Source organism: Achromobacter sp. RT286_PF (assembly GCF_059760425.1).
The window spans coordinates 45,730-68,535 of the sequence record NZ_JCBAMR010000004.1 but is presented as its reverse complement, the minus strand read 5'-3'; the positions used below and the strand labels follow the sequence as shown (position 1 = coordinate 68,535).

23 protein-coding genes are annotated in these 22,806 nt (G+C 65.9%); 11 read left to right on the top strand and 12 right to left on the bottom strand.

From position 1 onward, the window contains the following. Positions 1 to 78: 78 nt before the first annotated feature. Positions 79 to 669 carry a YraN family protein gene (locus AC6LJY_RS05485; protein WP_498135442.1) on the bottom strand — a complete coding sequence of 197 codons (591 nt, stop codon included), beginning with the start codon at positions 667 to 669 and terminating at the stop codon, positions 79 to 81. A gap of 65 nt (positions 670 to 734) precedes the next feature. Here AC6LJY_RS05485 and rsmI point away from each other — a divergent pair, with 65 nt between their 5' ends. Further along, positions 735 to 1,670 (top strand): 16S rRNA (cytidine(1402)-2'-O)-methyltransferase, encoded by a 936-nt coding sequence (gene rsmI, locus AC6LJY_RS05480; RefSeq protein WP_498135441.1) that lies wholly within the window; start codon positions 735 to 737, stop codon positions 1,668 to 1,670. A 4-nt stretch (positions 1,671 to 1,674) separates the two neighbouring features. Then, complete coding sequence (locus AC6LJY_RS05475; protein WP_498135440.1) at positions 1,675 to 2,259, top strand: methylated-DNA--[protein]-cysteine S-methyltransferase; 585 nt, start codon at positions 1,675 to 1,677, stop codon at positions 2,257 to 2,259. A 20-nt stretch (positions 2,260 to 2,279) separates the two neighbouring features. Here the strand turns inward: AC6LJY_RS05475 and AC6LJY_RS05470 are convergent, their stop codons facing one another. Both AC6LJY_RS05470 and rapZ read right to left on the bottom strand, forming a co-directional pair. Beyond that, on the bottom strand, positions 2,280 to 3,242 hold the full coding sequence (locus AC6LJY_RS05470) for a septal ring lytic transglycosylase RlpA family protein (RefSeq protein ID WP_046803073.1): 963 nt from the start codon (positions 3,240 to 3,242) through the stop codon (positions 2,280 to 2,282). Beyond that, entirely contained in the window at positions 3,239 to 4,111 is an 873-nt protein-coding gene (gene rapZ / locus AC6LJY_RS05465; RefSeq protein ID WP_046803145.1) for an RNase adapter RapZ, read from the bottom strand. Before rapZ ends, AC6LJY_RS05470 begins: the two co-directional genes overlap by 4 nt. A gap of 187 nt (positions 4,112 to 4,298) precedes the next feature. Here rapZ and AC6LJY_RS05460 point away from each other — a divergent pair, with 187 nt between their 5' ends. Together AC6LJY_RS05460 and AC6LJY_RS05455 are read left to right on the top strand one after the other, a co-directional pair. Next, the gene (locus tag AC6LJY_RS05460) at positions 4,299 to 5,072 is read left to right on the top strand and encodes a c-type cytochrome (RefSeq protein WP_498135439.1); all 774 of its coding nucleotides are present in this window, start codon (positions 4,299 to 4,301) and stop codon (positions 5,070 to 5,072) included. 13 nt (positions 5,073 to 5,085) lie between these two features. Next, on the top strand, positions 5,086 to 6,369 hold the full coding sequence (locus tag AC6LJY_RS05455; RefSeq protein WP_120157212.1) for a cytochrome c: 1,284 nt from the start codon (positions 5,086 to 5,088) through the stop codon (positions 6,367 to 6,369). A 17-nt stretch (positions 6,370 to 6,386) separates the two neighbouring features. Here AC6LJY_RS05455 and AC6LJY_RS05450 read toward each other — a convergent pair whose 3' ends face one another. The 9 genes from AC6LJY_RS05450 to AC6LJY_RS05410 all read right to left on the bottom strand — a co-directional run bounded on the left by AC6LJY_RS05450 (position 6,387) and on the right by AC6LJY_RS05410 (position 13,833). Further along, entirely contained in the window at positions 6,387 to 7,820 is a 1,434-nt protein-coding gene (locus AC6LJY_RS05450) for an aminotransferase-like domain-containing protein (RefSeq protein WP_120157211.1), read from the bottom strand. A gap of 22 nt (positions 7,821 to 7,842) precedes the next feature. After that, positions 7,843 to 8,769: an HPr(Ser) kinase/phosphatase gene (hprK, locus tag AC6LJY_RS05445; RefSeq protein ID WP_006216298.1), complete on the bottom strand. Its 927-nt coding sequence runs from the start codon at positions 8,767 to 8,769 to the stop codon at positions 7,843 to 7,845. A gap of 19 nt (positions 8,770 to 8,788) precedes the next feature. After that, positions 8,789 to 9,244, bottom strand: coding sequence for a PTS sugar transporter subunit IIA (locus AC6LJY_RS05440; RefSeq protein ID WP_046803077.1), 456 nt, complete (start codon positions 9,242 to 9,244; stop codon positions 8,789 to 8,791). Positions 9,245 to 9,565: 321 nt separating this feature from the next. Further along, positions 9,566 to 9,904 (bottom strand): ribosome hibernation-promoting factor, HPF/YfiA family, encoded by a 339-nt coding sequence (gene hpf / locus AC6LJY_RS05435; RefSeq protein WP_006216296.1) that lies wholly within the window; start codon positions 9,902 to 9,904, stop codon positions 9,566 to 9,568. A gap of 222 nt (positions 9,905 to 10,126) precedes the next feature. Beyond that, positions 10,127 to 10,921: an LPS export ABC transporter ATP-binding protein gene (lptB, locus tag AC6LJY_RS05430; protein WP_046803078.1), complete on the bottom strand. Its 795-nt coding sequence runs from the start codon at positions 10,919 to 10,921 to the stop codon at positions 10,127 to 10,129. 33 nt (positions 10,922 to 10,954) lie between these two features. Then, positions 10,955 to 11,572, bottom strand: coding sequence for a lipopolysaccharide transport periplasmic protein LptA (gene lptA / locus AC6LJY_RS05425; protein ID WP_046803079.1), 618 nt, complete (start codon positions 11,570 to 11,572; stop codon positions 10,955 to 10,957). Next, positions 11,569 to 12,201, bottom strand: a complete 633-nt coding sequence (gene lptC / locus AC6LJY_RS05420) for an LPS export ABC transporter periplasmic protein LptC (RefSeq protein ID WP_046803080.1) — start codon at positions 12,199 to 12,201, stop codon at positions 11,569 to 11,571. Before lptC ends, lptA begins: the two co-directional genes overlap by 4 nt. Before the next feature lie 37 nt (positions 12,202 to 12,238). Beyond that, complete coding sequence (locus AC6LJY_RS05415) at positions 12,239 to 12,847, bottom strand: KdsC family phosphatase (protein ID WP_082134343.1); 609 nt, start codon at positions 12,845 to 12,847, stop codon at positions 12,239 to 12,241. Beyond that, positions 12,844 to 13,833 (bottom strand): KpsF/GutQ family sugar-phosphate isomerase, encoded by a 990-nt coding sequence (locus tag AC6LJY_RS05410; RefSeq protein ID WP_120157210.1) that lies wholly within the window; start codon positions 13,831 to 13,833, stop codon positions 12,844 to 12,846. The genes AC6LJY_RS05415 and AC6LJY_RS05410 overlap by 4 nt, the downstream gene beginning before the upstream one ends. A gap of 105 nt (positions 13,834 to 13,938) precedes the next feature. Between AC6LJY_RS05410 and purT the strand changes: the two genes are divergently transcribed. The 7 genes from purT (at position 13,939) to cydC (ending at position 22,766) form a co-directional block, all read left to right on the top strand. Beyond that, positions 13,939 to 15,156, top strand: coding sequence for a formate-dependent phosphoribosylglycinamide formyltransferase (gene purT / locus AC6LJY_RS05405; RefSeq protein WP_498135438.1), 1,218 nt, complete (start codon positions 13,939 to 13,941; stop codon positions 15,154 to 15,156). Between the two features lie 428 nt (positions 15,157 to 15,584). Continuing rightward, positions 15,585 to 16,130 (top strand): GbsR/MarR family transcriptional regulator, encoded by a 546-nt coding sequence (locus AC6LJY_RS05400; protein WP_104142636.1) that lies wholly within the window; start codon positions 15,585 to 15,587, stop codon positions 16,128 to 16,130. Positions 16,131 to 16,258: 128 nt separating this feature from the next. After that, on the top strand, positions 16,259 to 17,833 hold the full coding sequence (locus AC6LJY_RS05395) for a cytochrome ubiquinol oxidase subunit I (protein WP_046803085.1): 1,575 nt from the start codon (positions 16,259 to 16,261) through the stop codon (positions 17,831 to 17,833). A 14-nt stretch (positions 17,834 to 17,847) separates the two neighbouring features. Next, positions 17,848 to 19,002, top strand: coding sequence for a cytochrome d ubiquinol oxidase subunit II (gene cydB / locus AC6LJY_RS05390; RefSeq protein ID WP_104142637.1), 1,155 nt, complete (start codon positions 17,848 to 17,850; stop codon positions 19,000 to 19,002). A 13-nt stretch (positions 19,003 to 19,015) separates the two neighbouring features. After that, positions 19,016 to 19,141: a cytochrome bd-I oxidase subunit CydX gene (gene cydX / locus AC6LJY_RS05385; protein ID WP_046803087.1), complete on the top strand. Its 126-nt coding sequence runs from the start codon at positions 19,016 to 19,018 to the stop codon at positions 19,139 to 19,141. Then, entirely contained in the window at positions 19,138 to 21,072 is a 1,935-nt protein-coding gene (locus AC6LJY_RS05380; RefSeq protein ID WP_498135437.1) for an ABC transporter ATP-binding protein/permease, read from the top strand. Before cydX ends, AC6LJY_RS05380 begins: the two co-directional genes overlap by 4 nt. Then, positions 21,069 to 22,766 carry a thiol reductant ABC exporter subunit CydC gene (cydC, locus tag AC6LJY_RS05375; RefSeq protein WP_498135436.1) on the top strand — a complete coding sequence of 566 codons (1,698 nt, stop codon included), beginning with the start codon at positions 21,069 to 21,071 and terminating at the stop codon, positions 22,764 to 22,766. Before AC6LJY_RS05380 ends, cydC begins: the two co-directional genes overlap by 4 nt. Positions 22,767 to 22,806: the final 40 nt, after the last annotated feature.

Below are 22,806 nucleotides of genomic sequence, written 5' to 3'. Positions count from 1 at the left end.
GTCGCGCTGTTCTGTCCAGGCGTAACGACTGTGCGGCAGGCCGTTACCGGGCCCGGGTCGCGCTGGCGCCGCCAGTGTCTAGGGAAGGGAAAAAGCGTCTTGCAGCCATTGCGGCCGGCCGGCGTCGAACACCACCGCGTCAAAGCGGGCGGGGGGCGTCACGCCCCGGAAATGGCGGCGGGCAAGTTCGGGCAGCCAGTGCGCCGCCGCGCGCGCCAGCCGGGCTTGCTTGGCGAGGCCGATGCTGGCGGCGGCACCGCCAAAGCGCGACAGGGCACGCGCGCGCACTTCGATAAAGACCAGCGTGCCGCCGTCGCGCATCACCAAGTCCAGCTCGCCGGCGCGCGTCCACAGGTTGCGCGCCAGCAGCACCAGGCCGCGCGCCTGCAACCAGCGCAACGCCGCATCTTCGTGCTGATCGCCCTTGCGCTGCATGGGCGAGCGGCGCTGCGGCGTATCTGCGGGCATGCCGCCGTGCGGGTCGGCGCCTGGGTCGGCGCCCGGGTCGGCGCCCGGGTCGGTGCCCGGGTCGGCACCCCGGTCGACACCTCGGTCAGCGCGCCGCTCGGCAGCCGGGCGCTTAGAGCCCGCCCGACGACGGCGCTTGTCCGCGCGGTGTCGTGCAGCCAGTGCCAGATCGCAGGCCAGGCGCAAGGTCTCATCCGTCATGCGGGCTCCTGGTATGGCGAGGTTGGCGGCTACACTGACATGGTTTTCCGTGTCAGTAGGCTGCAATGAATCAAAATGTCTCACCCCCGCCCGCCGGCGACGCCTGGAGCCGCGTGGCGGATCGCGTTGCCGGGCAGCATTGGCCCGCTTCGACGCTGTACGTCGTGGCCACGCCAATCGGCAACCTGGGCGACTTGGGGCTGCGGGCCTGGCACGCCCTGCAACGCTCCGACGTGATCGCCGCTGAAGACACGCGCGCCAGCCGCACCCTGCTGGACGCCTGGGGCGTCAATACGCCGCTGATGGCCGCGCACCGCCACAATGAGGCCGCCGCCGCCCAAGCCATCTGCGAACGCCTGGCCCAAGGTCAGCGCGTGGCGTTGGTGTCGGATGCGGGCGCGCCCGCGGTCAGCGACCCCGGCGCCCGTGTTGTGCGCGCCGTGCGCGAAGCCGGCTTCGCCGTGATGCCGGTGCCTGGCCCCAGCGCGGTCATCGCCGCGCTGATGGGCAGCGGCGTCACCACCGATGAAAACCCCGCCTACGCCTTCGCGGGCTTCCCGCCGCCCAAGGCCGTGGCTCGCCAGCGATGGCTACGGTCATGGTGCGCCTTGCCCGCGCCCGTGGTGATGTTCGAATCGCCGCATCGGCTGGCCGCCACGCTGGCGGATCTGCTGGAAGTCTGCGGGCCCGACCGCCAACTGACGGTGGCGCGCGAACTGACCAAGCGCTTTGAAGAAATCGCCACGCTGACGATGGGTGAAGCCGCCGCCTGGCTGGCCGCCGACGCGCATCGCGAGCAAGGCGAATTCGTCTTGATCGCCCATGCCGAAGTGGCGCAGGAAATTGACGAGGACGCCGACCCGCGCACCGACGTGCTGCTGGACGCGCTGCTGGAATCGATGTCCGTGCGCGATGCTGCCAGGGTCGCCGCCAAGGTCACGGGCCAGGCGCGCGACGTGTTGTACAACCGGGCGCTGTCGCGCAAGAAGTCGGCGGAGTAAAGCCATGGCGTATTCAACCATTGTGTCGAACAAGCCGGCAGACCCGCTGGAGCCGCTTGCCTACCGCGACATCGAGACCCCGCTGGGCGAATTGCGCCTGGTCGCCAGCCCCAGGGGCCTGCGTGGCGCCTGGTTTACCGACCAGGAATTGCTGCCGTCTTCTGAAGGCTGGACGCACACCGATGCCGACCCGATTCTGGAGCAGGCGCGGCGCGAGCTGGACGAATGGTTCGCGGGCAAGCGCCGCGGCTTTGACGTGGCGCTGGACCCCATCGGCACCACGTTCCAGCACAAGGTCTGGCATGCGCTATGCGCGCTGGAATTCGGCAAGCTTGCCAGCTATGGCGATCTTGCCCGGACCGTGGGGCGGCCCAAGGGCGCGCAGGCGGTGGGCGGCGCGGTGGGGCGCAACCCCATCATCATCATCATTCCGTGCCACCGGGTGATTGGCGCCGATACCTCATTGACGGGGTTTGGTGGCGGCCTGCCGCGTAAGCAGGCGCTGCTGGCGCACGAAGGCAACCGCTACGTCAGCCGCACCGCGCGGGCTCGGCGGATTTGCGACGGGCAGGCAGAGCTGCCCTGGTAGGGGCGGCCAGGCATACGGGTCTACTGCGTAGCGATGCTGGGCAGGATGCCGATGCGGTCCGACACCAGCGGCACCGCGTTCAAGGCGCTTTGGCGGTCGGGGTAGGGACCGATCCGCACGCGATACAGGTTGTTTGATTGCTCGACCTGCGCGGGCGGGGCGCCCGCCGAACTCAGCTGCGAATTGATGCGGGCCACCAGCGACTGCGCATTGCCGGGCTGGCTGAATGCGCCCACTTGCAGATACACGCTGCCAATGCCGGCGGCCGGCGCTTGGCGTACCGGGGCTGATCCGGCCGCCGGGCCGGGGATCGGTTCGGCCGTCAGCGCGACCGGCACCGCGGACACGGGCGCCTGAATCGGCAGCGATCCGGTGGCCGAAGCCGGTTCCGGCGGGGGCGCGGCAGGCGTGCCTTGCGAGGCCAGGCGGCGGATCTCTTCCTGGGGAATGCTCTCGACTACGACCTGACCGCTACCCGGCCCGATGATGCCCAGCTTATAGGCCGCCACGTACGACAGATCCATGATGCGGTCGCTGTGAAACGGCCCCCGGTCGTTCACGCGCACGACGATCGTCTTGCCGTTGACCAGGCTGGTGACGCGCGCATAACTGGGAATCGGCAGCGTCGTGTGCGCGGCCGTCATGGCGTACATGTCGTAGGACTCGCCGATGGACGTGGAATTGCCATGGAATTTCTTGCCGTACCACGACGCAATGCCGCGCTGCTTGTACGGTTGGCCGCTGGTGTCGGGCACGTAGCGCTGGCCAAACACCACGTAGGGCCGGTTCGCGCCGCTGGCATAGGGTTCGATGCGCGGCACCGCATCCGGCACCTGGTCCAGGTTTGCCGGCGGATTGGCGTCCGGCCCGTCGTCCTTGTAGTACCCGCCGCCCTTTTTGCGACCCCCGGTAGAAGAGCAGCCGGCCACGGCAATGGCCAGCAGCAACATCAGGATCAGGTGGAGCGGGCGGGGCAGGGTCATGCGGATTCGGTGGGCAGTTGGTTTCGGTGGCGCACCAGCAAGGGATCGTGATCGGCAAAGCGCAGCGCCAGCTGTTCGACCACATAGACCGAACGGTGCTGGCCGCCCGTGCAGCCGATCGCCACGGTCAGGTAGTTGCGGGTGTCTTGGGTGTAGAGCGGCAACCAGCGGTTCAAGAAGCCGGCGATGTCGTCGATCATCTGCCCCACCTGTTCGTACCCGGCCAGCCAGGTGGCGACGGGTTCGTCGCGGCCGGTCAAGGGGCGCAGGTTGCGGTCGTAGTGGGGGTTGGGCAGGCAGCGCACGTCAAACACCAGGTCGGCATCGCCGGGCACGCCGCGTTTGTAGGCGAAGGATTCGAACGTCAGTACCAGCGGCGCGCGGTCGGCCTGGATCAGGTCGCGGATCCAGGCACGCAATTGGCCGGGCGTCAGGTCCGAGGTATCGATGACGTGTTCTTGTTCCCGCAACGGCGCCAGCAGTTCGCGTTCAAGCGCGATACAGTCAGTGAGCGATGGCGGCGTGCCGCCGCGTTGCAGGCGGTCGGTCAGCGGATGGCGGCGGCGCGATTCGGAATAGCGCTGCACCAGTGTCGAGGTGTTGGCGTCCAGGAAAACCACGCGCAGGCTGGTGCCCATGGCGCGCAGCGCGGTCACCACATCGGGCAGTTCAGCCAGTTCGCCGGGCGAGCGCACGTCGATGGCCACGGCCACGCGTTCCAGGCCTTCGTCGCGCGCATTGGCGATGAATTCCGTCAGGAATCGCACGGGCAGGTTGTCGACGCAGGTGTAGCTGGCGTCTTCCAGCATGCGAAGCGCAACGGATTTGCCTGAACCTGAGATGCCGGTGACAAGGACGACTTTCAACATGGACATGATTGTGGCACGCTTTTTCCGAGACGATGCGGGCGGGATGGCATCTGATATGGCTGCAATTCGGGAATCTGGTTCTGTACCCTTTCTTGCCCCGTCGCGTAAGCTTGCGGGTCGGATACTGGTTCGATTCACTTACGACACCCCCGCCGTCATGCTTTCGGGGGATAGGAATTCGACGTAGATGTTAGCCCTCATTTCCATTCGTAGTGTTTCACTGCCGCGGTTTAGGGCGATTTTCCGCGTGCTCGCGGCTGCCGCTGTTGTCTTTACGACAAGCGTTGCAGAGGCCCAGCCGGCAGCGCCCGATGGCCTGCGCCCCGACACTCTGCGCCCCGACACCATGGCGGCACGGGTCGCGGCCTGTACGGCCTGCCACGGCGCGCAGGGCCGCGCCGGCACCGACGGCTATTACCCCCGCCTGGCCGGCAAGCCTCAAGACTACCTCTATCATCAGCTGCTGAACTTTCGCGATGAGCGCCGCCAGTACCGGCCCATGTCGCATCTGCTGGTCGGCCTGCCCGACGACTACCTGCGCGAGATGGCCCAGTATTTTTCGCAGCAGCATGTGCCGTATCCGCCGCCCGCCCGCGCGGACGTCTCCAGCGCCACGCTGGAAGCGGGCCGCGTGCTGGCCTTGCAGGGCGACGCGGCGCGCGGCTTGCCCGCCTGTACGTCCTGTCATGGCGCCGCGCTGGGCGGCTTGATGCCCGCCATTCCCGGCTTGCTTGGCCTGCCGCGCGACTACATCGGTTCGCAGATCGGCAGCTGGAAGAACGGGCTGCGTCGCGCGGCGGCGCCTGATTGCATGGCCGACATCGCCCAAAAGCTTACCCCTACCGACATCGGCGCCCTGGCGGCGTGGCTGTCGTCGCAACCCGTGATCGAGCCCTATGTGCCCGACGCCGCGGGCTCGCTGACCTTGCCCGCGCAATGCGGCAGCCAGGCGCAACGCTGACACGGGGGCCACCATGAAACTGTTCAAGAAAACTCTGACCTTCGTCCTCGTTGCGCTGATCGTTGCGGTGGGCGGCCTGTATTGGCTGGGCACGCGCGAGGACACCAGCACGGGTCCAGCCGCCACCACGACCGACGCGGCCACGCTGATCGACCGCGGGCGCTACCTGGCGCAAGTGGGCAACTGCATGGCCTGCCACACCAGCCGGGGCGGCAAGGCGCTGGCGGGCGGCACGCCCATACCGACGCCGTTCGGCACCGTCTACGGGCCCAACATCACGCCCGACGACAAGACGGGCATCGGCTCGTGGACGGCCGACGATTTCTGGCAGGCGCTGCATAACGGAAAGTCCAAGGACGGCACCTTGCTGTATCCCGCGTTTCCGTACACGGAATACACCCGCGTCAGCCGCGCGGACGCCGATGCCTTGTACGCCTACCTGCGTAGCGTGCCGCCGGTCGAGCAAGCGAATCGGCCGGCCGACATGGCGTTTCCGTACGACCAGCGCGAGCTATTGGCGGCCTGGCGCGCGTTGTACTTCAAGCCCGGCGTGCAAGAGGCCGACGCGGGCCAGTCGGTGCAATGGAATCGCGGCCGCTACCTGGTTGAAGGGCTGGGGCACTGCGCGGCCTGCCATACCCCCCGCAATCGTCTGGGCGCCACCAAGACGTCCGAGGCGCTGACCGGCGGCGTGATCCCGGTGCTGGATTGGTACGCGCCGCCGCTCACCAACGACATGCAGACCGGCATGGGCCGCTGGACGGCGGACGATATCGCCGCGTTGCTCAAGACCGGTATCTCGGCGCATTCCAGCGCCAGCGGCCCGATGGCCGAAGTGGTGTTGGGCAGCACGCAGCACCTGACGGATGACGATGCGCTGGCTATCGGCGTATACATCAAGTCCTTGCCGGCCACGCCGGCCTCTACGCCGCGCCAGCAATCGGCGGCGGCGCCGGCGGCCATGGAACTGGGCAGCAAGATCTACAGCCAGCAATGCGCGCAGTGTCACCAGCCGCAAGGGCAGGGCAGCGGTACGGCCTGGCCGGCGTTGGCGGGCAACCCGACCGTGACGGCGCCTGTGCCCACCAACGTGATCCGCATGGTGCTCGATGGCGGGTACGCACCCGCCACGGCAGCCAATCCCCGGCCGCACGGCATGCCGCCGTTCGGCCAGATCCTGAACGACAGTGATATCGCCATGCTTGTGTCCTACATCCGCAATAGCTGGGGCAATGAAGCGGGCAGCGTGACCGCGCTGGACGTCAAGCGCGCGCGTGCGGCGTCAACGCTGAACTGATGCCGATTGCCGCGGGTCTATCGCTTCGCGCTGGCCCGCGCGCAAGCCTGGCGGGCTAGTTCGCCCAGCACGCGGATGGCGTCTTCGTGCGCGGCGTCCCAGGGATGCCCGTAATTCAAGCGCAGGGCGCTGGCGAACTGGCTGCTGGCTGAAAAAATCGGGCCGGGCGCCACGCTGATGCCGCGCGCCAGCGCATCGCGATGCAGGGCCAGCGCGTCCACCGCCGCCGGCAGTTCCACCCACAAAAAGAAGCCGCCTTGCGGACGCGTCACGCGCGTGCCCGCGGGAAATTCTTGCGCAATCGCGTCGGCCATACGGTCTTGCTGCGTCTGCAACGTTTGCCGCAACCGGCGCAGATGGCGATCGTATCCGCCTTGCTCAAGATACTCGGCGATAGCGCCTTGCGCGGGGCCCGACGCGGAAAGCGTCGACGACAGTTTCAGCCGCTGCACCTGTCGCGAGTAGCGGCCCGCCGACGCCCAACCAATGCGGTATCCGGGCGCCAGGCATTTGGAAAACGACGAGCAATGCAGCACCAGCCCCTCGGTGTCGTAGGCCTTGGCCGGCACGGGCCGCGCGGCGCCGTAATAGAGTTCGCCGTAGACATCGTCTTCGATCAACGGAATGCCGTGGCGCGCCAGCATTTCCACCAGTTGACGCTTCTTGTCGTCGGGCATCAGGCTGCCCAGCGGGTTCTGGAATTGCGTCATCAGCCAGCAGGCGCTGGGCGCGTGCCGCTTGATGGCGGCCTCCATGGCGGCCAGGTCCACGCCCGTGCGCGGATGCGTCGGCACTTCCAGCGCTTTCAGGCCCTGGCGCTCCAGGGCTTGCAAGGCGCCGTAGAACGTTGGGGCTTCGACCATCACCGTGTCGCCTACTTGCGTGACGGCTTGCAGGCAAAGGTTCAACGCTTCCAGCGCGCCGTTGGTAACGACGATGTCGCTGGCCGGCACGTTCATGCCGCCAATCAGATAGCGCAAGGCGATCTGCCGCCGCAGGCCGGGATTGCCGGGGCTGAGATCTTCGACAGTATCCAGCGGGTCCTGGCGCTTCAGATGCGCGGCCATGGCCTGCGCCAAGCGGGGCAGCGGAAACAGCAGGGGCGACGGAAAGGCAGACCCCAGCGGCGTCACGTCGCGATTGCGCACGGAACCCAGGATGTCGAAGATGCGCTCGCTGATGGCCAGTTCAGTCGACTCGCCGTCCGGGTTCGATGTGCCGGGTTCAGGGGGCCGGGATTCGGCGGGGGCGTGCACGTAGTAGCCCGAACGTGGCTGCGCGCGGATGAGGCCGCGCGCTTCAAGCAGGTAGTACGCCTGGAATACCGTGGACGGGCTGACCCCGCGCGCCGCGCACGCTTCACGCACCGAGGGCAGCTTGTCGCCCGCGCGCATGACGCCGTCTCGGATCGATTTGGCGATCTCGTCGGCCAGGGTTTCGTACAGGCTCACGATGCCGCGAGACCGCGCGCGTTCATTTGCTGCTTTGCAGGATCGCCATGGCCTGGCGTTCCATGAATTCGCCCAGCGTATCGATGCCGCGTAACTTCAGTATGGTGTTGCGCACGGCGGCTTCGACCAGCACCGCCAGATTGCGGCCGGCGGCCACTTGCAGCATCACCTTGCGCACGGGCAGGCCCAGCATGTCTTGCGTGATGTCTTGCAGGGGCAGGCGTTCGAACTTGTCTTGCGCGGTGGCGCGCACCAGATGCACGATCAACTTCAGGCGCATTTTGCGGCGTACCGAGGTCTCGCCGAAGATGGTGCGGATATCCAGCAGGCCCAGGCCGCGCACTTCCAGCAGGTTTTGCAGCAGCTGGGGGCAGTGGCCTTCGATCATGTTGGGCGCCGTGCGCGAGAACTCCACCGCGTCGTCGGCCACCAGACCGTGGCCGCGTGAAATCAATTCCAGCGCCAGCTCGCTTTTGCCCAGGCCCGACTCGCCGGTAATCAACACACCCAGGCCCAGCACATCAAGAAACACGCCGTGCACGGTGGTGGTGGGGGCCAGCTTCTTGCCCAGGTAGATGCGCAGCAGGTCGATCAGCTGCGCGGCAGCGACCGGCGTGGACAACAGCGGCACCTGATGCTGGTCGCACTGGTCCACCAGGTCTTGCGGCGGCGTAAGGCCGTCTGCCAGCAAGATGGCCGGCACGCCGCCAATCAGCAGCTCGTCCATGTGGTGCATGCGGCGCCGCAGGTCGAAGCGCGTGTAATACGCCAGTTCTTCCTGGCCGAACACCTGGATGCGCGACGGGTGGATCAGGTTCAGGTGGCCGACAAGATCGGCGGCCGCCATGCCGTCATCGGGAATGGCGCGGTCAGCGGCGCCTTGGCCCGAAATCCAGTTAAAGGGGATTTTGTCGGCGTTGTCGTCGACGAGTTCCTGCACCGTGAGCATGGCAGCGTTTCCGCGAGGATCAGAGTTGGCCGGTGGTGAGCATGCGGTGGACGATGGCCGCGTCGGGTTCGGTGGCCAGGGCCTCGCGCAATGCCTTGTTGGACATCAGCTGCGCCAATTCGGCCAGGATGTCCAAGTGCTGTTGCGTAGCCGTTTCCGGCACCAGCAGGCACAGCAGCATCGACACCGGTTGCCCGTCGGGCGCGTCGAACGAGATCGGCTGGCTCAAGCGGATGAACGCCGCCAACGCCTGCTCAAGCCCCTTCACGCGGCCATGCGGAACGGCCACGCCCTGCCCAAGGGCAGTGGAGCCTAAACGTTCCCGGGCAAACAGGCTGTCGAACACGAGCGCGCGTGCCAAGCCATGATTGTTTTCAAAGAGAAGGCCAGCTTGTTCGAACGCCCGTTTCTTGCTCGTTGCGAGCATATCGAGCACGACGTTGCCGGCGGGTAGGATGCGCGACAAATGATTCATCGGATCATTATATGGTTATATGACGCAGTGCAATAAATTGGCCTGGCGCCCCGCCCGGTGGACAGGCGGCGAACGGCGTGGCAAGAGCGACAGCATAGTCTGATCGCGGCGCGTTGTGGGCGTTCACACACAGCGTCCAGCCCGTGGACACGGCCAGGCATGGCAAAAACAGGGGGATTGGGGAATGCGGGAGAGGGGGTAGAGCGGGGAGTTTTGCCGATGCCCCGGCTGGACTGACGTCTAGCGGGACACCGGGACTTAGGCAGGATTTTTACAATCGCTGTTTAGCTTATCGCGCAGGGCGAGTGATCATGAAGCGCATTACTGCTGGGGTGGCGAGAGGCTCGCCGCTTGCCGCTTCACGGACTCCGCTGAGTGACTTCGTACCTTGTCCTTGTGCTTGATGACCTGACGGTCGACTTTGTCAGCAAGAAGGTCTATGGCTGCGTAGAGATTTTCATCGGTCGCTTCACAATGAATATCCTTACCGCTTAGACGCATGGTGATTTCGGCTCTGTGCCGCAGGGGCTCTACTGAGAGCATGACCTGGGTATCGATGACGTGATCGAAATGCCGCAGCACTCGCGCCAGTTTGTTCATGACATATTCCCGGATTGCCGGGGTGACGTCGAGGTGACGACCGCAGATGCTCAGGTTCATAGTGTGCTCTCCTTCTAAAAGAGAAAAATGGGTGCGCAAAATGCGCGGTGAGGTCGTTAGGCGTTCTCCTTGGATTGGTGGGTGCGTTTAGTACTAGTGTATAGACTCGGGCCGAGAAAACAAGCTGACCTAGCGCAAGAACATGGCATTTTTATGGCTGAACCCCTAGGGCGTATTTGCCTTCGCCCGAGAGGCGACTAGGGGTCTTCCCCAGGGTGCCCGTTACATGCGGAAGTGCTCGCCCAGGTACACGCGGCGCACTGCGGGATCGCCCACGATTTCGTCCGGGTGACCATCGGTCAGCACCTTGCCTTCACTGATGATGTAGGCGCGATCGCAGATGCCCAGCGTTTCGCGCACGTTGTGGTCGGTGATCAGCACGCCGATGCCGCGGCCCTTCAGAAACCGCACGATGCGCTGAATCTCGATGACGGCAATGGGGTCCACGCCGGCAAAGGGTTCGTCCAACAGGATGAAGCGCGGGCTGGTGGCCAGCGCGCGTGCGATTTCCACGCGGCGGCGTTCGCCGCCCGACAGCGAAATGGCGGCATTGCTGCGAATGTGACCGATCTGCAGCTCTTCAAGCAGCGATTCCATCTGCTCGTTGATCTTGGCCGTGGACAGCGCGCGGCCATCGGGCCCCAACTGCAATTCCAGCACGGCGCGGATGTTCTGCTCGACGGTCAGGCGGCGGAACACGGATGCGTCCTGCGGCAGGTACGACAGGCCCATGCGCGCGCGCTTGTGGATCGGCATCGCCGTGATCACGGCGCCGTCGATCTCGATGCGTCCGGCGTCCGCGGGCACCAGGCCCACGATCATGTAGAAGCTGGTGGTCTTGCCGGCGCCGTTCGGGCCCAGCAGGCCCACGACTTCGCCACTGACCACGGACAGGGACACATCCTGCACCACGGTCCGGCCGTTATAGGTCTTGCGCAAGCCGGTTGCGCGCAGGCTGCCCTGCTTGACCCCCGAGGGGGCGGAGGTCACGGGTGTGGGCACAGAAGGTTGGTTCATCGTGGCTGCGAGTGGTGTTGCATGGGGGACGCTTTAGCGTCCTTTCTTGGCGGCTTGCTGCTTGCGGCATTCGGCCACGGCGGCATCGGACTTGGCGCGAGGTTCGGCAACCGAACGCACGCGACCGCCGGCAGCGGCGGAATTGGGACCGCCCTGCGCTTCATAGGTGCCGGTTTTTTCGTTGTAGCGTACCCGTTCGCCGCGAATCGTGTCGAACGGTTTGCCACAGACGTAACGGACCACAACGGCCTGGCCGATCAGGTCGAACGTGCTCTTGGTGCCGTCGTACTCCGCGCGCAGGCCCTTGCCTTCGATCAGCTCGAACGTCTCGGGGCGCTCTTGCCGGATGGTCACGACCTTGCCCTTGTTGGCGGTTGCCGTGCCGTACTGCCCGCCCTGTGCGTCTTCGTGCATTTCCAGCGTGTCGGAGGTCAGCGTCATCAGGCCGCGCGTCATGTTGACGTTGCCAGTGAAAACGCTTTGTTTCTTTACGTCGTCATAGTGCAGCGTGTCCGACAGGATCAGGGTGCTGGGCTCTTCGGCCGGCTTGGCGGGCTCGGCCGCGTGGGCGGGCGCAAACACCGAGGCCGTCAGCAGGACGGCGCCAAGCAGGCGAGTCGTCGGGGCAAAGAGAGTCCGAAGGTCGGTCATGGTTTCTTTTGGTCAGTGTTGTTGGCGGGTATCTCGGTGCGGCGCTGTTGCTTGCCTTCGGAACCGGCAATTTCAACATCCGTCGACGCGGACACCTGCAATTGGCGCGTCTTGTTGTTGTAGTGCATGCCCTTGCCGTTCATGCGCGAGCGGCCCTTGAGCACTTCCGCCGGCAGGTCGGTATACACCACGTCTTCGTCGGGCAGGATGATCAACTGCTGGCTGCGTACATCCAGCACGTCGTTGTTGGCGTCGGGCTGGCGATGCACGTGCGCGTCGCCATTCATGACGATGCGCTTGCCGCCTTGTTCCATCACGGCGGTTTTCGAGACGCCCACTGTCACTGGGTTGGCTTCGCGCTGGCCCACCGCGCGGGGCGCGGTGATGTGATACGAATCGTCGTCGGGGAAATGCTCGGCGTATTCGCCTTCCAGTCGATTGATCGGACGGCCCGTCGGGTCCGTGCGCAGCATGACGAAATCGCGCGACCACGCGTCCATTTCGTGGGTGATGCGGCGCGGCGGGTCGACCTGGATCGCCCGCTGTGCGTAATCGGCGGCCCACCACGAGCTGGTGACCAGCACCAGCAGCAGGAACAGCGCAATCAGGGAAGGAAAACGTTCTTTCATCAGTGTCGCCGCCGGGGCGTGTCGAAGTTCGTGGCCGTCATTGGATGGCGCCGGGGCCCAGCAGGCCGGGCGCCGCCAAGAACGCGCCCAGGCGTCCTTGGGAGGCCAACAGCAGGTCGCAGCATTCGCGCACCGCGCCGCTGCCGCCGGCCTGCGTGGAGACCCAGTGGGCGGCCTGGCTGACATAGCCGGGCGCGTTGGGCACGCTGGCTGCGAAACCCGCGCGTTGCATGGCCGGCAGGTCGATGATGTCATCGCCCATGTAGCCGGTTTGATTCAGTTGGACACCCGAGCGCTGCGCAAGTTCTGCCAGTGCTGAACCCTTGTCGCGCACGCCCTGCATCACTTCCGAGATGCCCAGTTCGGCGGCGCGGCGGGCAACGATGGGGCCAGAGCGGCCCGTCATCAGCGCCACCGTCAGGCCGCCTTCCATCAACAGGCGCAGGCCGTGGCCGTCCAGGGCATGAAAGCGCTTTTGCAATTCGCCGCCTTCACCGTAATAGAGGCTGCCGTCGGTCAGCACGCCGTCCACGTCGAACACCATCAGGCGCACGGCGGCGGCGCGGTCGCGCACGGTAGCGGGGATGCGGGCAAGAACCAGCGCTTCGGCCGGGTGAGTCACGGAAGCAGGAAGAGTCATAGTCATACCACTTTAGCGGCCATCAGATCATGCATGTGCAAGGCGCCCAGCAGCGCGCCGTCTGCGTCCAACACCAGCATCTGGCTGAGACGAAGCTCGTCCATCTGCTGCGCGGCCTCGACGGCCAATGCGTCGGGGGGGATGCTGCGTGGCGATCGGGTCATGCCCGCCTCCACGGTCAAGCTGCGGATATCGCCGTGTCGGGCAATCAGGCGGCGCAAGTCGCCGTCGGTGAAGATGCCCAGCGGGCGGTGTTGCGCGTCGGTCACGACGGTCATGCCCATGCCCTTGGCGGACATCACCTCAAGCGCTTGCGACACCGGCGTGCCGGCAAGCACGATGGGCAGGGCGTTGCCCTGGCGCATCACGTCGCGCACCAGCGTCAGCAGGCGGCGGCCCAGCGCGCCACCGGGGTGGGACCGCGCGAAATCCTGTGGACTGAAGCCGCGCGCTTCCAGGCAGGCGACCGCCAGGGCATCGCCCAGCGCCAGCGCGGCCGTGGTGCTGGCGGTGGGCGCCAGATTCAAGGGGCAGGCTTCCTGCGCCACGCTGCCGTCCAGGTGCACGTCGGCCAACTGCGCCAGTTCGGATTGCGGGTTGCCGGTGATGGCCACCAGCTTGGCGCCCATGCGGCGCGCCACCGGCAGGATGGTCAGCAATTCCTGCCCGGCTCCTGAATAAGAGATGGCGATGACCACGTCGTCTTTCGTGATCATGCCCAGATCCCCGTGCACCGCTTCGGCGGCATGCACGAAGAAGGCGGGCGTGCCCGTCGAGGCGAAGGTCGCGGCGATCTTGCGGGCGATGTGCCCGGTCTTGCCGATGCCGGTGACCACGACGCGGCCCCGGCAGGCCAGCAGCAGCGCGACAACCTGCGCGAACGAATCGTCCAGCCGCGCGGACAGGTCCAGCAGGCCTTGGCTTTCGACTTGCAAGGTGCGGCGGGCGGATGCCAGCGCGGCATCGGACGAAGTGATGGGATGATCAGTCATGCGGGGATTTTAATATCAGTGGGCGGGTTTGCCCCCGCCAGGGCCGTATGGCATTCTGGCGGCTCTTTTCAACGGCTTTCAATTCTTCTTATCCAGGCCCGCTCCATGTCCAGCATTTCCAGCCCCGTCCTTGGCACGCCCCTGTCCCCCCTGGCCACCCGAGTCATGCTGCTCGGTTCGGGCGAATTGGGCAAAGAGGTCATCATTGCCCTGCAAAGGCTGGGCGTGGAAGTCATTGCGGTGGATCGGTACGCCGACGCGCCGGGCCATCAGGTGGCGCACCGTGCGCATGTGGTGTCCATGACCGACGCGGACGCCCTGAAAAAGATCATCCAGCAGGAACAGCCGCACGTTATTGTCCCCGAAATCGAGGCCATTGCCACCAGTTTGCTGGTCGAGCTGGAAGCGGCGGGCGTGGCCCGCGTGACGCCGACCGCGCGCGCCGCCCAGTTGACCATGAACCGCGAGGGCATCCGCCGCCTGGCGGCCGAGACGCTGGGCCTGCCCACTTCTCCCTACCGTTTTGTCGACACCGAAGAAGAATTGCGCGCCGCCATTGACGGCGGCATCGGCTACCCCTGCGTCATCAAGCCGGTGATGTCCTCGTCCGGCAAGGGCCAATCCGTCATCAAAAGCGCGGATGACGTCGCCCAGTCCTGGCGCTATGCCCAGGAAGGCGGGCGCGTTGGCGGGGGCCGGGCGATTGTTGAAGGGTTCATCCGCTTCGACTACGAAATCACCCTGCTGACGGTGCGCGCGCGCGGCGCCGACGGCCAGGTCGAAACCCGTTATTGCGAGCCCATCGGCCACAAGCAGGTTGACGGTGATTACGTTGAAAGCTGGCAGCCGCATCCCATGTCGCCCGCCGCGCTGGAACGCGCCCGCGAAATCGCGCTGGCCGTCACGTCGGACCTGGGCGGCCTGGGCATCTTCGGTGTCGAGCTGTTCGTGGCGGGGGACCAGGTCTGGTTCTCGGAAGTCAGCCCGCGTCCGCATGACACCGGCATGGTCACCCTGATTACCCAGACCCAGAACGAATTTGAATTGCACGCCCGCGCCTTGCTGGGCCTGCCGGTGGACACCAGCCTGCGCCAGCCCGGCGCCAGCAGCGTGATCTATGGCGGCGTGGACGCCGCCGCCGTGTCCTTTCACAACGTGGCTGAAGCGCTGGCCGAACCGGGCACCGACATCCGGCTGTTCGGCAAGCCGGAATCCTTCGTCAAGCGCCGCATGGGCGTGGGCCTGGCCGTGGCCCACGACGTGGCCGCCGCGCGCGCCAAGGCCAAGCGCGTTTCCGCCGCCGTGACCGTCAAGGCGGGCTAAAAGCTCGGGCATCCCATTTCCTCAGGCCTTCCCCACGCCTGGGCCTCTTGATGTGGCCCGGCGCCCGCTCTTGGGGAAGGCTCTCAGGACAGGCTGTCCGGGCAGGCTCTCGGGGCAGGCTCTATTAGATAGCCTGAATAGCCGCGGGTTTTTCCATACCTTCACAGCCACCGCGCTCTTCAGGCCGGTGGCTGTTGTCGTTGCCTGTCACCCGCAGCGGTGACCGTCGTTTCCACCCGGTCGATTCCCCTCCCTCGCCATTTCACCCGTCGTATTCCCGCCACGAAGCGTCGCTTGCGTCTTTGCCCCTGCCGATATTGTGGTTTGCGCAATCGCACAGTTTGTTCGATAATTTCAGAAATTTCTGAAAGCGGTGTAACTGGATCTCTCCAGATCGCCGCGCTCTAGTCCTTCGGCGCAATAAAAACATGGTTCTTACCCCTCAAAACGAACGTTTCGTCTTGCACTTTGGCGAAATGGGCAGCCGTTGGGGTGTGAACCGCACGGTTGGCCAGATCTACGCGCTGCTGTTCCTGCACCCGGATCCCCTGAATGCCGACGAAATTGCCGAGACGCTGGGTTTTTCGCGCTCGAACGTCAGCCTGGGCCTGAAGGAGTTGCAATCGTGGCGCCTGGTCAAGCTGGTCCACCAAGTGGGTGACCGGCGCGATTACTTCGAAACGCCCAAAGACGTCTGGGAAATCTTCCGCATCCTGATGGAAGAAAAGCGCAAGCGCGAGATCAATCCCACGATGACCCTGCTGCGCGACACCCTCCTGGAGACCCCGTCGGGGCCCAACGACGCCTACGCGCAACAACGCATGACCGAAATGCTGGAACTCATCGAACTGTCGTCTGGATGGTTCGACGAGGTTCAACGCCTGCCCCCGGAGACCGTGCAGAAGCTCATGCGACTGGGTTCGCAAGTGCAGAAAGTGCTGGGCTTCGCCGGCAAATTGCGGGGCAAGGATTGAGCTGCCATGCGCCCCGATTTTTCAGGAAACTGCTATGAAGTTGTATCCATCGCCCGTAACATGGCGCCAGAGTCGGCCTGGGAACCACGCCGGTTGCCACGGTGTCTTGACTGCTTGGGAGCGCCCCAATGATTGATCTAGACGTCGTCAACCTGTCGCGATTCCAGTTTGCCGCGACCGCGCTTTACCATTTCCTGTTCGTCCCCCTCACGCTTGGCCTGTCGTTCATGCTGGCCATCATGGAAAGCGTGTACGTCATGACCGGTCGCCCCATCTGGAAACGGATGACGATGTTCTGGGGCACGCTGTTCGGCATCAACTTTGCCTTGGGCGTGGCCACCGGCGTGGTGATGGAGTTCCAGTTCGGCATGAACTGGTCCTACTACAGCCACTACGTGGGTGATATCTTCGGCGCGCCGCTTGCGCTGGAAGGGCTGATGGCCTTCTTCCTGGAAGCCACCTTCGTCGGCCTGTTCTTCTTCGGCTGGAACCGCATGTCCAAGGTCAGCCACCTGGTCGTGACCTGGCTGGTGGCGTTCGGCACCAACTTTTCGGCGCTGTGGATCCTGATCGCCAACGGCTGGATGCAGAATCCGGTGGGCGCCATCTTCAACCCCGACACCATGCGCATGGAGATGACCGACTTCGCGGCGGTGATCTTCAACCCGGTGGCGCAGGCCAAGTTCGTGCACACGGTCAGCGCCGGCTACGTCGCGGGCGCCATGTTCGTGATGTCGATCAGCGCCTGGTACCTGCTGAAGGGCCGTCATACCGACCTGGCCAAGCGCTCGATGGCCGTGGCCGCCAGCTTCGGCCTGGCGGGCGCGCTGTCGGTGGTGGTGCTGGGTGACGAAAGCGGCTACCTGACCACCGAGCATCAGAAGATGAAGATCGCGGCCATGGAATCCATGTGGCACACCGAGCCCGCGCCCGCGTCCTTCAACCTGATCGCGATACCCAATCAGGCCGAACGCAAGAACGACTTCGCCATCGAAATCCCGTACGTCATGGGCATCATCGGTACGCGTTCGCTGACCACGCCGCTGCTGGGTATCGACGACCTGATCCTGCGCGCCGAAAACCGCATCCGCGACGGCATGGTGGCGTATGAAGCCTTGCAGAAGATCCGCGCCAACCCCAAGGACACGGACGCGCGCATGGTCTTTGACAAGACCTGGCCGGACCTGGGCTACGCGCTGCTGGTCAAGCGCTATCAAGAAGACATGACCAAGGTGACCGAGGCCGACATCAAGCAGGCCGCGATCGACACCGTGCCAAACGTGGCGCCGTTGTTCTGGGCGTTCCGCATCATGGTCGCGGTGGGCATGTACCTGATCCTGTTCTTCGGCGTGGCGTTCTGGCTGGCCTCGCGCGGCCGCCTGGACAGTCGCCGTGGCTTGTTGAAGGTGGCGCTGTGGAGCTTGCCGCTGCCGTGGGTCGCCATTGAAAGCGGCTGGTTCGTGGCCGAGTATGGCCGCCAGCCCTGGGTGATTGAAGGCGTGCTGCCGACGTACTACGCGGCATCCGGCCTGACGATTGCCGACCTGGCCATCAGCCTTGCCATCTTCCTGGTGCTGTACACCGTCTTGCTGATCATCGGCGTGAAGGTCATGTTGCACGCCATCAAGGCGGGTCCGAAATCCGATGGGCCGGTGGCAAGCGACGCCGCCGCCGATCCTGTGCGCGCCGCCGTGCGCGCCTAAGCGGAGACAAGCACATGGATACCCTGATTCCTTTTGATTACGGCACCTTGCGTGTCATCTGGTGGGTGCTGCTGGGCGCCTTGCTGATCGGTTTTGCCGTCATGGACGGCTTTGACCTCGGCGTGGCCGCCTTGCTGCCCGTGGTGGCCAAGACGGACGCCGAACGCCGCATCGTCATCAACGTTGTCGGCCCGGTCTGGGAAGGCAACCAGGTGTGGTTGATCACGGCGGGCGGCGCCATCTTTGCCGCGTGGCCGCTGTTGTACGCAGCATCCTTCTCCGGCTTCTACCTGGCGATGATGCTGGTGCTGATCGCGCTGATCCTGCGCCCCGTCGGCTTCAAGTACCGCAGCAAAATGGAAGGCACGCGCTGGCGCAACAGCTGGGATGGCGTGCTGTGCTTTTCAGGGGTGGTGGCCTCGCTGGTGTTCGGTGTAGCGATGGGCAACATCATCCTGGGCGTGCCGTTCACCTTTGACCCCGTGACGTTGCGGCCCATCTACGAAGGGCACTTCTATCAGCTGTTTGCGCCGTTCGCCTTGCTGGCCGGCGTGCTCAGCGTGGTGATGCTGGCCATGCACGGCGCGGTGCTGCTGGCCTGGCGCACGGACGATCCCGTGTCCTCGCGCGCCCGCAATTGGGGGCGGCTGGCCGGCCTGCTGACCGCGGCGCTGTTCGTGGCGGGTGGCTTCTGGGTGGCCGGCGGTATAGGCGGCCACACCATCACCAGCGCGGTCAACATGGGCGGCCCGTCCGACCCCATGCTCAAGACCGTGGCGGTGCAGTCCGGTGCGTGGATGGCCAACTACGCGACGTGGCCGTTGATGTGGATTGCGCCGGCGCTGGGCGTGGGCGGCGCGCTGCTGGTGGTGCTGCTGTTGACGGCGCGCGCCAACATGCTGGCGTTCCTGGCATCGGCGTTGTCGATCACGGGCGTCATCCTGACGGTGGGTTTTGCGCTGTTCCCGTTCGTCATGCCGTCCTCGACCAAGCCGCAAGCCGGCCTGACCATCTGGGACGGTTCGTCCAGCCACCTGACGCTATGGATCATGGTGATTGCCGTGGCTGTGTTCCTGCCGATCGTGACGCTGTACACCGCCTGGGTGTATCGCGTCATGCGCGGCAAGGTCACCCATGAATCCGTGGGCGGCACGCCCAATTCGTACTAAAAGGAGCCGCCTCATGTGGTATTTCTCATGGATACTCGGCCTGGGCCTGGCATGCGCTTTTGCCATCCTCAACGCCATGTGGTTCGAGCTGCGCGAAGGTCACTCGCACGACCCGCGCGTCAGCCGTAACGACGAGTGAGCGGCGGCGCCAGCAGCCTGGAGCATGACCCGTCGGCCAGTTTGCAGAAGCCGCCGCGCGAACAATCGCGGTGGTTGATGACGCTGGCCAAGGCGGCCAGGCCCGGCTTGATGCTCGCCGGCGCCGCGCCGCTGGTCAGCGGCGCGTTGCTGGTGGTGCAGGCGTGGTTGCTCGCGCGTGTGCTGGACGCCGCAATCGTTCAGCACGCGCCGCGCCAGCAACTGCTGGCCAGCATCCTGGCCATCGCGGCGTTGATGCTGCTGCGCGCCACCATCACCTGGGCGGGCGAACGCGCCGGCGCGGATGCCGCTGAACGCATCAAGCGCCACGTGCGCCAATCCCTGTTTTCACGAATGGTAGCCAAGGGGCCTTACTGGACCCGGGGCAAGGCCTCGGGCGAATTGGCCAGCGCGGTCGTTGACCAGGTGGAAGCGCTGGACGGCTTCTTTGCCAAGTACCTGCCCGCCATGGCCGCCGCGGCGTTATTGCCCGTGGCGTTTTCGGTGGTGTTGCTGCCGGTGGACGTGGTGGTCGGCCTGGTGCTGCTGGTTACGGCGCCGCTCATTCCCTTGTTCATGGCGCTGGTGGGGTGGGGCGCGCAAGGCGCCAGCCGCCGCCATTTGCGCGCGTTTGCCCGCTTGTCGGGCTTCTTCGCGGATCGCTTGCGCGGCTTGTCGACACTGAAACTGTATGGCCGCGCCGACGCCGAAGCCGCCTCGGTCGTGGCCGCCAGCGACGCGCTGCGCCAGCGCACGATGTCGGTGCTGCGCATCGCGTTCCTGTCGTCCGCCGTGCTGGAATTCTTCGCCGCGCTGGGCGTGGCGGGCGTGGCCGTGTACATCGGCTTGACGTACCTGGGCTTCCTGGATGTGCGCTGGTCGCCCCTGACGTTGCAGGCGGGCTTGTTCTGCCTGCTGATGGCGCCCGAAGTCTACGCACCGCTGCGCCAGTTTGCCGCGCATTATCACGACCGCGCCACCGCGCTGGCCGCCGTGACGCAAATCGCGGTGCTGTTCGACGGCTTGCCCATGGACGATGCCGCCGAACCGGGGCGGGTCCAAGGGCAACCGCAACCGCAACCGCAACCGCAACCGCAACCGCAACCGCAACCGCAACCGCAACCGCAGCCGCAGCCGCAACTGCAACCGCAACCGCAACCGCAACCGCAACCGCAGCCGCAACTGCAACCGCAACCGCAACCGCAACCGCAACCGCAATCGCAGCCGCAACTGCAAAACCCAACCTACGCTACCGCCCGATCGCACCTATCGGCTGCGGCACTGTCGGTGTCTGCGCTGACCGTGCTGGCGCCGGGCCGCGCGCGACCGGTGCTGTCTGATGCCTCGCTAACGCTGGCGCCCGGCGAACAGGCCGCGTTGATGGGTCCCAGCGGCATCGGCAAGTCGACGCTGATCGAGGCCGTCGCCCGCCTGCGCCCCTACCAGGGCCACATCCTCGTCGACGGCCTGCCGCTTGAGGCATGGGACGAAGCCGCTTTGCGCGGGCGCGTGGCGTTGATCGGCCAGACGCCCCAGCTGTTGGCCGGGTCCATCGCCGATAACATCCGCCTGGGCCGCCCGGCCGCGCCTGATGCCGACGTGCACGAAGCCGCGCGCCGCGCGTGCGTGCTGGCGTTTACCGATGCCTTGCCGCAAGGCCTGGATACGCTGCTGGGCAGCCGTGGTCACGGCTTGTCAGGCGGGCAGGCGCAGCGCGTGGCGCTGGCGCGCTTGTTCCTGCGCGACCCGGGGCTGATCCTGCTGGACGAGCCCACTGCGCATCTGGACGAAACGACGCAGGCGCGCGTGCTTGAGGAAATTCTGAAATTCGCCGTCGGCCGGACCTTGTTGCTGGCCACGCATTCGCCGGCCGTGGCCGCGCGCGTCGGCCGGGTGCTTCGGCTGGCCAACGGCGGCTTGGAAGACGCATGAAGAATCTGCTGTTGCTGCTGCCGCTATACGCACGCCGAAAAAGCGGGCTTTTGCTCGCATTGTTCTGTGCGCTGGCTACCGTTGCTGCCGGCGTCGGCTTGCTGGGCGTGTCGGGTTGGTTCCTGACGGGCGCGGCCTTGGCGGGGGCGGGCGGTGTGTTCAACCTGTTTGCCCCGTCCGCGCTGGTGCGCGGCCTGTCGTTCCTGCGCATCGTGTCCCGCTACGCCGACCGCGTGGTCGGGCATTCCGCCACGCTGCGCCTGTTGGCCGACCTGCGCGCCATGGTGTTTGGCGCGTTGATCCGTTTGACCCCGCGACAACTCGCCCGCTATCGCAGCGGCGATCTTGTCGCCCGCATGACAGGCGACGTCGACGCGTTGGACACGGTGTTCCTCTTTGTGCTGGCGCCCTTGGCGACGGCCGTGTTGGCCGGCGCCGTCTTGACCGCCGTTTTGGGAATGTGGGTGCCGGCAGCGGCGTTGACGTTTGCGCTGGCCTTGCTGACCGCCTGCGTGCTGGTGCCGCTGTGGCTGCTGCGCGCCGCGAAAAAGCCCGGTGCGGCCGCCCAGGAAAGCGCCGCCGGGCTGCGCGCGGCGACCTTGGACGCCGTGGAAGGTCACGCCGACATGGTCGCGCTGCATACGCAGGCGCAGACCGCCGAACATTTTCAGCACCTGTGCGAGGCCAGCGCGCGCGCTCGACGCAGCCAGGCGCGTGTCGCCGCACGCGGTCAGTGGTTCTTGCAGGTCGCCGCGGGTGTGTCGGTGCTGGCATTGCTGTGGTTCGGCCTGGGCACCCACGAAGCAGGCGGTATCGACGGCCCCGTACTGGTCGGGCTACTGCTGGCGGTGATAGGCGTTTTTGAAGTGGCCGGCCCCATCATGCGAGGCGCGTCACGCATGGGCTCTGCCATGACTGCCGCCGCGCGCATCCGTGAAGTCACGCAAGCCCAACCCGACATGCAGGACCCCGCCCACCCGTGCGCCTTGCCCCAAAGCGGCGCGCTGGAGCTGGACGGGGTGACGTTTCGCTACCCGGCGCGGTCGGCGGGCCACAGCCCCGCCGTGCTGGACGGCATCCAGTTGCATGTCGAACCGGGCGAACGCGTGGCTATTCTGGGTGCCAGCGGCGCGGGCAAGTCCACGCTGTTGCACCTGATCCTGCGGCTGGAAGATCCGCAAGGCGGGCAGGTGCGCTTTGGCGGCGTCGACGCCCGCGCGTGCACGCAGCGTGATTGGCACCGCCGGATCGCCTTGTTGTCGCAAGATGCCCCCGTATTCCTGGGCACGCTGCGCACCAATCTGTTGATCGGCGACGCCGACGCCGATGACGCGGCGTTGTGGCGCGCGCTGGATGCCGCCCGCCTGGGCGACTTTGTGCGCGCGCTGCCGGAAGGGCTGGACACCTGGGCTGGCGAAACGGGGTCGCAGTTGTCGGCCGGGCAGGCGCGCCGCCTGTGTCTGGCGCGCGCCTTGTTATCGCCCGCGGCCCTTATTGTGCTGGACGAACCCACCTCCGGGCTGGACGCCGCCGCCGAGGCCAGCTTCTTCAATGACCTGGAACGCGCGGTGACCGGTCGGTCGGTGGTGGTGGTGACGCACGCCGCGCTACCCCCCGGCGCCGTGCACCGCAGCCTGCAATTGTGCAATGGTCAATTACATGACCTGTCATCGCAGCCGGCATTCCTGGCTTAAGCGCGGTGGCAGGGTTATAGTTCGCCTTGCTTCAATTCTT

Bases quoted from the DNA above. Each gene is read 5' to 3' on its own strand.
- AC6LJY_RS05485 (WP_498135442.1), bottom strand. From the start codon at position 669: ATGACGGATGAGACCTTGCGCCTGGCCTGCGATCTGGCACTGGCTGCA.
- rsmI (WP_498135441.1), top strand. From the start codon at position 735: ATGAATCAAAATGTCTCACCCCCGCCCGCCGGCGACGCCTGGAGCCGC.
- AC6LJY_RS05475 (WP_498135440.1), top strand. From the start codon at position 1,675: ATGGCGTATTCAACCATTGTGTCGAACAAGCCGGCAGACCCGCTGGAG.
- AC6LJY_RS05470 (WP_046803073.1), bottom strand. From the start codon at position 3,242: ATGACCCTGCCCCGCCCGCTCCACCTGATCCTGATGTTGCTGCTGGCC.
- rapZ (WP_046803145.1), bottom strand. From the start codon at position 4,111: ATGTTGAAAGTCGTCCTTGTCACCGGCATCTCAGGTTCAGGCAAATCC.
- AC6LJY_RS05460 (WP_498135439.1), top strand. From the start codon at position 4,299: ATGTTAGCCCTCATTTCCATTCGTAGTGTTTCACTGCCGCGGTTTAGG.
- AC6LJY_RS05455 (WP_120157212.1), top strand. From the start codon at position 5,086: ATGAAACTGTTCAAGAAAACTCTGACCTTCGTCCTCGTTGCGCTGATC.
- hprK (WP_006216298.1), bottom strand. From the start codon at position 8,769: ATGCTCACGGTGCAGGAACTCGTCGACGACAACGCCGACAAAATCCCC.
- AC6LJY_RS05440 (WP_046803077.1), bottom strand. From the start codon at position 9,244: ATGAATCATTTGTCGCGCATCCTACCCGCCGGCAACGTCGTGCTCGAT.
- hpf (WP_006216296.1), bottom strand. From the start codon at position 9,904: ATGAACCTGAGCATCTGCGGTCGTCACCTCGACGTCACCCCGGCAATC.
- lptB (WP_046803078.1), bottom strand. From the start codon at position 10,921: ATGAACCAACCTTCTGTGCCCACACCCGTGACCTCCGCCCCCTCGGGG.
- lptA (WP_046803079.1), bottom strand. From the start codon at position 11,572: ATGACCGACCTTCGGACTCTCTTTGCCCCGACGACTCGCCTGCTTGGC.
- lptC (WP_046803080.1), bottom strand. From the start codon at position 12,201: ATGAAAGAACGTTTTCCTTCCCTGATTGCGCTGTTCCTGCTGCTGGTG.
- AC6LJY_RS05415 (WP_082134343.1), bottom strand. From the start codon at position 12,847: ATGACTATGACTCTTCCTGCTTCCGTGACTCACCCGGCCGAAGCGCTG.
- AC6LJY_RS05410 (WP_120157210.1), bottom strand. From the start codon at position 13,833: ATGACTGATCATCCCATCACTTCGTCCGATGCCGCGCTGGCATCCGCC.
- purT (WP_498135438.1), top strand. From the start codon at position 13,939: ATGTCCAGCATTTCCAGCCCCGTCCTTGGCACGCCCCTGTCCCCCCTG.
- AC6LJY_RS05400 (WP_104142636.1), top strand. From the start codon at position 15,585: ATGGTTCTTACCCCTCAAAACGAACGTTTCGTCTTGCACTTTGGCGAA.
- AC6LJY_RS05395 (WP_046803085.1), top strand. From the start codon at position 16,259: ATGATTGATCTAGACGTCGTCAACCTGTCGCGATTCCAGTTTGCCGCG.
- cydB (WP_104142637.1), top strand. From the start codon at position 17,848: ATGGATACCCTGATTCCTTTTGATTACGGCACCTTGCGTGTCATCTGG.
- cydX (WP_046803087.1), top strand. From the start codon at position 19,016: ATGTGGTATTTCTCATGGATACTCGGCCTGGGCCTGGCATGCGCTTTT.
- cydC (WP_498135436.1), top strand. From the start codon at position 21,069: ATGAAGAATCTGCTGTTGCTGCTGCCGCTATACGCACGCCGAAAAAGC.